Below are 13,187 nucleotides of genomic sequence, written 5' to 3' on the forward strand. Positions count from 1 at the left end.
AATTAAATTAAAATTATAAAAATTTATAAATATATATGATATTTACCTGTAAAAACAATATAAAAACTCCGCTCATTATCTAAATGAACGGAGCTTTTATACTTTTCTTATATCTGATATATTAATATTGCATAATTCAGAAATTCTTAAGCCGCAATTTAAAAAAATTGTAATTATGCAAAATATTTATATAAATTTAATTACTTTTATGATAATTTATCCTAATATCTTTGAAAAAAAGTTTTTGATTGCATCAATAAGTTTTGCAAAAAAACTTTGAGTCTCTTCACTGGACAAAACCTCTTTTAACTGACTTGAAACTTGATTTAGCTGATTTTTTATATCTGTAAAATTTAAATTTAATCCATTTATTTTATTCATAAGAGCTATTATTTTGTCTATATCTTCATTGCTCAAATTTAAATTATAATTATTTATAACATTTAAAACTATATTTTTTACCGCCTCTTCAGTTTTAGGTTTATCTTTTATTACTTGAGTTTTTATATCATTTATAACTTTTGCAGCTTCATCTTTACCTATTTTATCACCTAATTCTGCTGTAGTAGAAAGTTCTTCATTTGCTACTTCTTTTTTATTTTCATCAATTTTACTTCCACCACTGCTATTTTCAAAGCCTTTTAAAATTCCAGTAAGAGCAGCTGTACCAGAAACTTTAATAGGAGCCGATACTTTAACATTAGCATTTTTTATTCCTGCTGTAATAAGTGCATTTTTTATCATATCATCAGTTACCCAATACACATTATTTACAGTTACATTTAATCCACCACTTGAGGTTGGCTCTATGTAAGAACAAGATATAGATTTTGTCCCTATCTTATCTATACTTGCTGTCCCTTCTAAATACTTTCTTTCCTCATCTATATTAACTTCTATTATATTAGCAGTATTTTCATCAACTCCAAAGTATTTAAGCATATCCTTCTTTTGATTTTCAGTAAGGTCTCCACCTAAAGTTACAACTTTATATGCATCTGCATAAACTTCTTTTAAAGGAACAGATACAACTAAAAGTGTAGCCATAAAAATTATCAATAATCTACTAAAAGTTTTTTTATTTTTCATATTATAAACACCTCTCTAACTTTAAATTTTTGTGTCATATATTATTATATCAAATTATTAGAGTTTTTACTGATTTATGTAAGCATTAAACTATATTTATAAATTATCTTTCTGCTTAAATGAATAATCACTTGCTTTTTCATAAATACTCATTAACTACAAAAAATTAAGTGTAATTAGATTTGACTTTACACAAAACTAATTACACTTCCAATCTATCCTACTGTTGATAAATCCCACGGCTCATAAATTTTAGGTACATCACTTATAAGTCTTTTAGTGTACGTTTCTTTTGGCTTTAATATAACTTCATCAGCACTGCCATATTCAACAAACTTGCCATGCTCCATTATATAAACAACATCAGATACATAATACGCAAGTCCTATATCATGAGTTATAAAAACAATTGTCATATCATTTTCTTCTCGTAGTTTTAAAAGCATATCTAGTATTGTTGCTCTTGAACATGCATCTACCATAGAAGTAGGCTCGTCTGCAATCAAAATTTCTGGTTTCAAAAGAAAAATTCTTGCTATCATAAGACGTTGCATCTGTCCACCTGATAATTCAAATGGATACTTATTGGTAAGCTCTGAAAATTTTAAATTTACAAAACTACATGCCTCTGTCATAAGTTCAATCTTTTTTTCTTTTGATAAATTTTTCCCACCCCTCATATTTATACAATCTAAAAGTACAGAATCTATTTTGTAAAACATATTAAACGACGCAAAAGGATCTTGAAACACAGCTTGTATACCTTTCCAATAATTTTTTTTCTTTTTGTGTGAAGATATATCCCTAAGATTTCCATTAAAATAAATTTCTCCTTCTGTTACACTTGTAAGTCCTAATATCATCTTAGCTAATGTTGTCTTCCCACTTCCACTTTCTCCAACTATAGAGATAACCTCTCCCTTAGCAAATTCAAAATCTACATGGTCTACAGCTAAAGTTCTAGTTTTGTTATTTCCATATATTTTAGTAATACCTTTACCACTTAAACACGGAGTTTTTTCCCCATTACTCATAATAGCTATAACCTCCCTATATAATTTTTATAACACAAATAGTTCTTGTATTAGCTCTTGTATAAATCATACTGATCAAAGCAATTTAAGTTTTCTTATTATTTTAAATTTATTGATACTCCATCTCTCTTAATTCATCAACTGAATATATACAACAATACATTCTACCATTATCAAATTCTTTTTTAGATATTTCTTTATCTCTGCACTCAGTTTTTACATATTTACAACGATCAGCAAATCTGCAGCCTTTAGGAGGATGTTTTAAATTTGGAGGGGTGCCTGGAATTACAGAAAGTTTGCTACTTTTCATATTTTCTTCAGGAACTAAAATCGACCCCATAAGTCCTTTGGAATATGGATGCATAGGATCAAATACTATTTCTTTTGAATTTCCTTTTTCTATAATCTGACCTGCATACATAACCATGATTTCATCTGTTACATTATATAATAAAGGAAGTTCGTGAGTAATAAAAATCATAGACTTTATAAGCCCTTTTTCCATTAAGCTTTTAAGCATTTTTATTACCATTTTTTGAGATGTAACATCTAGAGCTGAAGAAGGTTCATCTGCAATTAATACCTTAGGTGAAAGTATAGTTGAAATAGCTATGACAGTACGTTGCTTCATACCGCCAGAAAGTTCAACAGCATGTTTATTAAGCACTTCAGAAGGAAGTCCCAAAAGTTCAAATCTTTCTCTTGCAATATCATATATTTCCTTCTTTTCAGCTTTTGGATTGTGAGCATGAATAACATCTTCAATCAAACTTAATATTTTCTGAGTAGGATTTAATGCATTCATAGCTGCCTGTGGAATATATGCTATTTCATTTCCTAAAATTTGTCTTCTAACATCATCTGGATTCATACTTGAAATATTTCTTCCATCTATAATAATATCTCCACTTATGTAATGAAGCGGTGAAAAATAATATCCCATAAGACTAAGTGCCAAAGTGGATTTACCGCATCCTGATTCCCCTGCTATACCCAAAGATTTCCCTTCTTCTATTTTTAATGAAACGTTATTAACAGCAAAAACATCTTCTCTTTGCCTTGTTATATATTTTGTATTTAAATTATTTACTTCAAGCATTACTTTTCCCATAATTAACTCCTTAATTTTTAATTAATCTCTTAATTGTGGATTGAATACTTGATCAAGCCCCGTATTCATCAAATTAAGTGAAAATGATATTAAAGTTATTGCTAAAATAACTGGCAAAAATGCCCACCATGCACCAGCAATTGGTGCTTTATATTGCATAGCCCAATTCATCATAAGCCCAAGTGTCGATACCTTTGTTGTAGCTGGCCCTAAACCAAGCATAGAAAGTTGTGCTTCTGCCAAAATTCCAGAAGATATTTGTAGAATAAATGCCATTACAACATAAGAGGCTACATAAGGCAATATATCTGTGAGAATAATTTTAGGAAGACTATGACCAGATAATTTTGACATATTAACATGATCACGATTTCTCAAAGATATAACTTGAGAACGTACAGATCTTGCAGTCCACGGCCATGATGTTAACCCTATAATACTTGCTGTAAGCATAACTCCTCTTGCACTCTGACCAACACTGAATGATATTAAAACTAAAAGGATAAAGGATGGAATAACTGTAAAAAGATTTGTGATAAACATGATAAAATCATCTATCATTCCTCCAACATAACCTGCAAATAATCCAAGCATTAACCCTATAAATGTAGCTATAATTCCTGAAACAAGCCCAATCTTTAGTGACGTTCCCATTGCTGCAACAAGTTCTGTAAGAACATCTCTACCAAAATTATCTGTTCCAAGTATAAAAGTTTTTTTATTTACAATATCTTTAACATTTACAAAAGATTGAGAACTAACAATATTTTTTTCTTCTAATTCTCCATGTTCATTTTTTACAGCTATATATTGATCTCCACTGTTTATCAATTTATTTATTTGATTATTTAATCTTATATATTGCTGTTTTTGAGCATAAAGTAGTCCTGTTTGTTCTGCAGAAGCACTATAATTATCATTCCACAACTTAACTAAAGAAACTACGTCATTTATATCTATGTCTGATTTTTTTATATTCCCAAATTTAACAAGCCAATCAGCCATACTCTCCCTATCTTTCATAGAAATAGATTCTAATTTTGCAGCAGAAGTATCTATATTTAAATCTATATGTTCACTATTAATTACATCGCCTACAGATATATATGTCCCTGGTTTATTAAACAAACCACCTATCATTTCTAATGGATCATTAGTCACAAATATAGGATAAAATATTATTGTTAATAAAATAATCATAAATAATATAAATCCTACAATAAACCTAGGAGAACGAAATATTTGCTTTAATAGGTTTTTCATAATAATCACTCCTTATCAGTCTTGCTGTACTGCTTTAACTCTTGGATCAATAAAACCATATAATATTTCTACTACTAAATTTGCGATAAGTACCATAATTGTAATTATAAGCGTACATGCTGAAATAACAGGATAATCTCTACCAGTAATAGCCGCCAGTAATGTAGTTCCTAACCCAGGATAACTGAAAATCATTTCAGCTACTAATGCTCCTCCTACCATAGTCCCTAATGATAATGCCAATCCTGTTATTTGAGGAAGCATTGCATTTCTAAATACATATTTTACAATCTTTCTATCTTTAATACCTAAAAAACGACTATATTTAACATAATCTGCATTAAGTTCATAAATTGACATTGAACGCATACCAATAGCTTGACCTCCTATTGTAATTAAAACAATAGACCAAAATGGAAGCTGATAGTGAGTAATAACTGAGCCTATAAATTTAAGACTCATATTAGGAACCATATCATATCCATATCCAAGTGAAGCTGGTAACCATTTCAAATAAACTGCAAAGAAAAATTGTAATATAATTGCCATTCCAAAAGCTGGCATATTACTAAGAAACAAAAAAGCAGGAAGTACAGCTTTGTCCCAAATGCCCTTAATATATGCTGCTACTGCCCCTAAAATATTACCTAAAAACCAACCTACAATAATTGCAGGTAACTGTAAACATAATGTCCACCATATTGATTTTGCAAGAATATCAGATACTGTTCTTGGATAATAAATAAAAGAAACCCCAAAGTCGCCTTTAAGTACATTTTTAATATATTTAAAAAATTGTACGTAAATTGGCTTATCTATTCCAAAAGCTTTTACATAATTATCATAAACCTGTTGTACAGCTGTTTGATTACTCATACCAGTTGCTGTTCTTGCAGCAATAGCCGATACTGGATCACCTGGCATTAGTCTTGGCAAAATAAAATTCAAAATTACAGCAATAATAAGAGTTATTAGATACCAGATTATCTTTTTTGTATAATACTTTTTATAACCCTTCAAAAAACATACCCCCTTTGAAATTTCTAATAATTTCTAAAAAACTAGCCATGTTTTCTTCTGTTTTTTATTAATTTTTATGAAAACATGACTAATTTTTTATATATTTAAATTATTATTTTATTAATTGAATTGTATACAATCCTGCAATACCATAACCATCTGTTAAATCATAGGGAGGTATTTCTATACCTTTATTAGATTTTGATCCTTGTTGTGGAAAATTTGTCCATACACTTTCATTAACTGTATAAAATAATTCAGGTCTATACATTAATGAAAATGAAGGTACATCTGTTAAATAAAACTTTGATAGCTGAGTATAATATTCTTTAAGCTTAGCTTGATCTGTAATTTGAGGAATTTCTTCTAAGAGTTTATCAACTGCTGGATTTGAATATCCTCCAAAGTTACCTACCATCTGAGTCTTAATTGAGTTATAACTACTTGACATTAAAGTAAAAGCGCGTGTCCATGGATTTGAAATACCTGCCCCTGATGGACTCCACATAGCTATATCAAAGCGCTGATTGGATAAATCATCATAAAATGTATTTGCATCTGGGAAATATGTTTGAATATCAATTCCAATAGCTTTTCCAGCAGCTGCTACTATTTCTAAAGAAGCATTCCAATCTGACCATCCAGCAGGACATTCAGCTTTGAAAGAAAGATTTTTACCTTTATATTCACGTATACTATCACCATTTGTATCTTTTATTCCTGCTTCATCTAAAAGTTTTTTAGCTCCATCTATATCATTTCCTGTCCACTGAACACTTTTTAATGCGTTTTGATCAACTAATGCCTGTTCTCCAGGAGTTGTGTTCATTATACTTCTTGGTACATCTTTAAATGATGCTGATTGACCACTCATAGCTGTTTTAATAATCTGATCATAATCAGTTGCCATAGCAATCGCCTTACGTACTGCAACTTGATCAAGACCTGGTTTTTCTAAGTTAAACCAAGCTGTAGGCATTGTAGCACCTATATTATAAGGAGCTTCAGGTAGATAAGTTGATATTTTCCCACCTGAAACCATACTTGGTATATCACTTATAAACTGCTGTGAAACATCTACTTCACCAGCTTTAAATGCTACATCTCCTGCAGCGTTATCTTTGTATATGTTGTGTGCTATATACTTAGGTTCTGGAAGTTTACCCCACATTGAATCTGCTTTTCCCCAGTAATTATCATATCTTTGGAATACAACCTTTTGATCATTAGATATCATTGGTTTGTATGGCCCTGATGCAACTAAATCTTCCATTTTATCAGTTTTAATTTTTGTAGCATCATTCTCATTTCTTTGCTCAACTTTTTGCATATATGCCTTTTGCATTACATATTGTTTAGGAAGATATTCTAAAACCTTTAATTGATTAATTATTTTGCCATTTTTTAATTTTGCATTAATTATTACTGTAGAAGAATCTTGAGCTTTTATGCTTTCTATATAATTTGTATAATCTGATCCTGCTGCAGTTTGATATTTAACGTTTACATCCCATGTATAAGCTACATCTTCTGCAGTAACCTGAGTTCCATCCCACCACTTTGCATCTGGATTAATTTTAATTGTAAGAGATGTATGTTCATCATTCCACACAGGATCTCCTGATGCTAATAATGGATACATTTTACCATCTAACATATTATACATATAAAGAGTTTCATAAATTAATGTTCTAGCAGAATCTTTCTGACCAATACCCATAGCATTATTTGAATTACTAGATAGTGGATTCCAATCATTTATTGCTCCCCATTGTTGTCCATTAAAATAAAGCGTTTCATTTCTAGGAGTTGAATTTTTATTGTTATTTGCTTTAGATGTTGTATCTGATTGTTTTGAAGTAGCATTAGAATTTTTAGATGTTGTACTTGTTTTGCATCCAACAAATAGTGTTGCAATCATTGCACTTATTGATAATAATGCACAAATTTTTTTTAAACGTTTATTCATTTAAAATCCTCCTTTAAATATCTCAATATAAAACATTTATATTTTTAAGTATATTAATAATTGTATATAATTTTTTACTATATTCTTTAAATCTTTAATATACTTACAAATAATCATTTTAACCAAATTTTATTTCCAAATCCTTTTAAAAATATACTCAACTCAAATGCCATTTGTTCAGCATCTTTCTTTTTTATAAAAGATGACGTACCACAACCATTGTTTGAATAAAGAAAATGTACAATATTTTCATCATTTATTTCTCTACATATAATTCCTATGGATCTGTCCCATGAAGAATGGTGATTTGTAATAGTTGTCGTAAGAACTATAAAAGCACTAGGATATTTTTCTCGTATGTTTAATACAAAATCTTTATAATGCCTCTTCCAAAACTTTGATTTTTCACTATCTTTATTAATCTTCATATAATCTTCAGGAAATGCATCATATTGACCTATATCTATTACAACTACCTGTGGATTATATTCTTTAAAATTCCAATCAGTAACTTTACCAAGTGAAGGATTAAAATGGAGTTTATCATAAATACTTTCCATTCCTATGCTTTTTGGTGCATGAAAATATCCTGAATTATCTAAAAGTGCTATTCCGCTTTGTGCTATTATATTAACATTAGCTTTTAAATTTCTAGCTGTCATCATAGCGTAAGAATACCATGCATTAGAATATTCTCCTTCAATAAGTTCTCCAGAGGCTGCAGAATCCCCGTAAAATTCCATATACCTACTTGTTTTTTTATAAGGTAAATTTACCTCATCACCTTTAGATATAATAAAGCCATAAAAAGTAAATTCATGACAGCCATCTTGTCTTTTAAAAAGTATTACTTCATGAGTTTTATTAGCTTCTAAATCCTCTGCAAGAGTTATTTCTTGAATACTATCATCATTAGAAATAAAAATTATTTTCTCAATTCCATCTAAAATACATCCTAAATAGTTATAATTATGATCATTATAATCATGATTATTTTTTATTAAAGCTTTAAGATTTGAGCCCTTAAATAGCATAGATACTGAACTACCAGGGAATATAAATATTGGAGCCTTAGGATCTAAAAAATCAATTCTTCCACTATAAGTTAAATTTTCCATATCTGCATAAATTAGTTTTTCATTTTCTTTTAAATCCAATTTTATTCACCTTCTTATCTTATGTCATAAACACTTCTAATTTTTATTTCTTCTGGCTTCCCTTTTAATATTTTTATTCTTCTTTCTCCCCCATTCATATCAAAATAATTATCCTCAAGCAGCATATCATCATTTTTATTTATTATTTCAACATTTTTTGCATAACTTTCAGAAAAAATTACTATTTCATCTCCTTCTACTTTATAAGTTAATTTAGGATCAATAAATTTAAAATGCTTTGGTATAGAAAATATAACTGTTCCTTCTGATATTATCTCTCCCTCCTTTAACATTTCATAACTTACATAGTCTTCATAAAGTGATGCTTCCTGCATATCTATAATATCCAGCCAATTACTTGTAAGCTTTTTTACTATAACTTCACATGAATCTTCTTTCTTTATTTCTGCTTTATTATTTCTTAAAGCCCATCTTACAGTAACTTTTTCATCATGCATAGATTCATTTGAAACACAAAGTTGTATAGATTTTTTAACTTCATATGGTTCAGCATTAACATTTGGATCTTGAGTAAGTAGCCCTTCCTCTTTACAAGATAACATAAGAGGTGCAAAAAACCTTTTAGCATAATAGTGTAGTGCCTTCCATCTCCCAAAATAATCTATAGAAGCCCATGAAGCAACAGGCCAACAATCATTCAATTGCCAATATATAGTTCCCATACAGCGCCCTCTGTTTCTTCTAAAATGTTCTACTCCATAACGAATAGCTTCTGCCTGAAGAAGTTGTGAAGCATAAAGAAGGGTATTAAAGTCATTTGGATAAAGATAAGTAGCCCCCATATAGCTCATTATTTTACTGTTAGCTCCATTGTTTCTTTGATGCTTTTCCATAATATATGAAAATATATTTCTATCTTCCGGTTTTGTAAATGTTTCAACAGTTTTTAATGAAGGAAATGATTGAAAACCAAATTCAGAAACATAACGGAAAAAAAACTTTCTATATTCAGTGAATGGTTTATTTCCATGCCATACATCCCAATAATGTACATCACCCCTGTTTTCATCATTTGGATTATCAAATCCACCTCCTGATGATGGACTTGCTGGCCAATAAAATGTTTCAGGATCATATTCTTTTAATATTTTAGGTATAATATACTCATAAATCTTTATATAATCACTCTTAAGTTTTGGAGTAAGTTCCCAATTACCTTCTGAAACAAATTGTTCCATTTCATTATTCCCACACCAAAGAGCAAGAGAAGGATGATTCCTTATTCTTTTTATGTTATCTATAAACTCTGCCCTTATATTTTCTTCAAATTCATCTGTTAAGTTATAATTTGCACATGCAAACATAAAATCCTGCCATACCATAAGTCCAAGCTCATCACAGGCATCATAAAATGCATCATAAGGATAATTTCCGCCACCCCATACACGCACACTATTAAAATGTGCATCTTTACACTGCTTTAAAAGATTATATGTTCTCTCTGGAGTTACTCTGCTTAAAATACAGTCTTCCGGTATATAATCTGCACCCATAGCAAATACTTTTACACCATTTACTTCGTGAGCAAAACTCTCGCCATATTTATCTTTTTCAATATGTACTGTTAAAGTCCTAAGTCCAATTCGTTTTTTCCAAGTATCAATTTTTTCTTTGCTATGCATAAGTGCAACTTCGATCTTATATAAAGGCTGATTCCCATATCCATTAGGCCACCAAAGTTTAGGATTATTAATTACTATTTTTTTAGGTGAACCACTATAAACTTCTTTTATACCATCAGGATTTGTAATACTAATCTCATAATAATAACCATAATTTATTGCTTTATTTTCTTCATCATGAAATCTTAATGCATGTCTATCTTTTGTTTTTATCATATCTATTTGAAAATCAAGTATCACTTTATTATCTTTATGTTCTTGCTTTATATATACATTTTCTATTCTTCCTTTACTTATTCCTAAAAGTGAAACTTCTCTCCAAATTCCCATATCAGGAAGCCTTGGTCCCCAATCCCATCCAAACATACAATGTGCTTTTCTTATCTGTGGAAAACCTTTCATAGCATCTGATGAACCACCAATATGCTGTTTTTTATCAGCTTCCTTAATAAATTTTGTAGGTGAATGAAAAACTATTTTTAACTCATTCTTTTCTTCTTTAAGATCTCTCTTTACTTCAAATTCCCATATTCTATGCATATTATTGACATAAGCAATATGATTTTCATTTAAATAGATATCTGCTAATGTATCTAATCCATCAAAATGCAGCATAATTTCATCAGAATTTAGCATCTTCTTTGATGTATTAAAGATTAATTTATACTCATAATCCTGATCCATAAGTTTTAATGCTTTTAGCTCATTATCCCTATAATAAGGATCTTCCATTTTGTTGTTTTTAAGTAAATCACTATAGACCGACCCAGGTACAGATGCATTAATATATTCTTCATCATTTATATTTCTCATCTGCCAATTATCATTTAATTTTTCAATAATCATAATTAACCTCCATTTATTGTTTAATATTATATTTTTTAATTTTATATTTTCATATCTATTATGAAAGTTGTATACACGATATTCATTACATACAACACTTAAATATCAGCTAAAATCTATAATTTGTACTTATACCACCCTCTCTAATTCTTAAAATTTTTCATAATTTAAAGATAAAATATATCTTCAATTATTATTTTTTATCCTTATTTATATAGTTCAACTTTTGATATCGTTTACTTAGCTTGAATAAAAATCATTAAATTTTTAATGTTATAAATATAATATTGTAACATTAACATATTTATAAATATTATATTTATGATTAGCCCTCAATAATCTATAATTAATTCCCACTATACAATTTATAGTTTAAAATGTTTCTAATTTTCTATTATGTATATATTAAAAATACTTTTATTAGATAATCAATTTATATATTTATATATACTTTTCAATATACTTAAATATACTTAAAATATTAATATATATAGTAAAAATTTTTATTAAGATAATTTAAAATAAACAAAATAGGTTACAGTTTTAAGCTATAAATTTATATAAAAAATAATCCCATTACAAATAATTAACTGTAATGGGAACTTTCAAATATTAATATTAATTTATAAATTTAATTTATATTAATACTACAAATATATTTTTAAAAGTCTTTATTTTTAACGTTTATTCAAATAATGATACAAAGCTCCAATTAAATTGGAATCATTCCTAAATTTGCAACGTACAACTTCAGGTATAACTATATTATGTGGTAATGAGTTTGCAAGTTTTTCTATATTTTTTTGTATGTACTCCATTAATATATCTTGTGAACTTATTCCTCCGCCTATAGCTATTTTTTCAGGATCATAAATGTACTGCAAATTAAAAAGCTGTCTTACTAATTTGTAGCAATAACTATCTAGTATTTGAAGCACATCTTTATCCCCATTATTTGCCATTTCAAATACTTTACGACCATCTAACTTTTCTATTGGAATATTTTTTCTCTCTGATACAGGTTTAATTAAACCTAAATAGCCCCCTTCATAACCCCATAGTGATTTGGAAACTTCTCCTTCAGTATCTATGTCATTAGTAATTATATAGCTAAATTCTCCAGCAGTAAAATGAGGACCTTTGTGAAGTTTTTTATCTTTTATAATTCCTCCACCAATACCAGTACCTATTATAACTACTATAGCGTCATTGCAATCTGATAGGCTTCCAATCCAAGCTTCTGCTAAAGCAGCACATTTACCATCATTTTCAATAGTAATTGGTACAGGACATCGCTTTTGTAATATAGAACATATATCTTTATCATAATTATACTTTAGATGACCTCCAGAATAAGCATAACCTCGATCACTGTCTATTCTTCCTGGCATACTAATAGCTATGCCTTCAATTCTATCTTTGTATTTATCAAATATACCTCCAATAGCATTTACAAAATTCTCTATTGTGTCTTGCGGGGTAGGTACTTGTCCTTTTTCAAGAAACTCTGCCTTTTGGTTCATTAAGGCATATTTTATTGCACTACCACCCACATCAAATACTAAATAATTCATATCTAAACACCTCCATAATTATTTAAACCTTTTCTATTAGTATTGCTTATAATACTTTTTATAACTATTTTAACTACAATATTATAAGTTTTATATAATGATTATCTCACAAAAACTATTTTTTCTTAGAATTGACCACTATATTTTGAAATAAATCAATAATAAACATACTAGTCATTGTGTAATGGAAATTTATTTACAGTCTATTGTGTTTTAATTATATAATTATTCTTTTTAATCTAATTATAGTTTATAAACTAAAAAGCTAAAAATTAAATTTAATATTCTGTATTGTAATTAAAATATCCCCCCGCCATAATCCCCATAAAAAGTTCTTAGGATTATTATTTTATTCGATTGATAGATTAATTTTTAAGGTTTTAAATGTCATCTGTTCTAAATATCATATAAAAAATTAATTTTCTGACAATTATATTCTATACTTATTTTACTATGTAAGGAAGTATTTTGATGATAT

At 28.6% G+C, this 13,187-nt stretch carries 9 protein-coding genes; all 9 read right to left on the reverse strand.

Annotated elements, in window-relative coordinates; translation table 11 throughout:
* Positions 1-216: 216 nt before the first annotated feature.
* On the reverse strand, positions 217-1,089 hold the full coding sequence (locus tag B5D11_RS01380; RefSeq protein WP_078681249.1) for a DUF1002 domain-containing protein: 873 nt from the start codon (positions 1,087-1,089) through the stop codon (positions 217-219).
* Between the two features lie 215 nt (positions 1,090-1,304).
* Positions 1,305-2,123 carry an ABC transporter ATP-binding protein gene (locus B5D11_RS01385; protein WP_078681250.1) on the reverse strand — a complete coding sequence of 273 codons (819 nt, stop codon included), beginning with the start codon at positions 2,121-2,123 and terminating at the stop codon, positions 1,305-1,307.
* Between the two features lie 109 nt (positions 2,124-2,232).
* Positions 2,233-3,237 (reverse strand): ABC transporter ATP-binding protein, encoded by a 1,005-nt coding sequence (locus B5D11_RS01390; RefSeq protein ID WP_078681251.1) that lies wholly within the window; start codon positions 3,235-3,237, stop codon positions 2,233-2,235.
* 21 nt (positions 3,238-3,258) lie between these two features.
* Positions 3,259-4,500: an ABC transporter permease gene (locus B5D11_RS01395; protein WP_078681252.1), complete on the reverse strand. Its 1,242-nt coding sequence runs from the start codon at positions 4,498-4,500 to the stop codon at positions 3,259-3,261.
* A 15-nt stretch (positions 4,501-4,515) separates the two neighbouring features.
* The gene (locus tag B5D11_RS01400; RefSeq protein WP_078681253.1) at positions 4,516-5,520 is read right to left on the reverse strand and encodes an ABC transporter permease; all 1,005 of its coding nucleotides are present in this window, start codon (positions 5,518-5,520) and stop codon (positions 4,516-4,518) included.
* 112 nt (positions 5,521-5,632) lie between these two features.
* Positions 5,633-7,489, reverse strand: a complete 1,857-nt coding sequence (locus tag B5D11_RS01405; RefSeq protein WP_078681254.1) for an ABC transporter substrate-binding protein — start codon at positions 7,487-7,489, stop codon at positions 5,633-5,635.
* A 113-nt stretch (positions 7,490-7,602) separates the two neighbouring features.
* The gene (locus B5D11_RS01410; RefSeq protein WP_078681255.1) at positions 7,603-8,646 is read right to left on the reverse strand and encodes a hypothetical protein; all 1,044 of its coding nucleotides are present in this window, start codon (positions 8,644-8,646) and stop codon (positions 7,603-7,605) included.
* 14 nt (positions 8,647-8,660) lie between these two features.
* Positions 8,661-11,135, reverse strand: coding sequence for a beta-mannosidase (locus tag B5D11_RS01415; RefSeq protein WP_078681256.1), 2,475 nt, complete (start codon positions 11,133-11,135; stop codon positions 8,661-8,663).
* 677 nt (positions 11,136-11,812) lie between these two features.
* Positions 11,813-12,709, reverse strand: coding sequence for an ROK family protein (locus tag B5D11_RS01420; RefSeq protein ID WP_078681257.1), 897 nt, complete (start codon positions 12,707-12,709; stop codon positions 11,813-11,815).
* Positions 12,710-13,187: the final 478 nt, after the last annotated feature.

Source organism: Clostridium sp. USBA 49, assembly GCF_900167505.1.
Classification (GTDB): domain Bacteria; phylum Bacillota; class Clostridia; order Clostridiales; family Clostridiaceae; genus Clostridium_AT; species Clostridium_AT prolinivorans.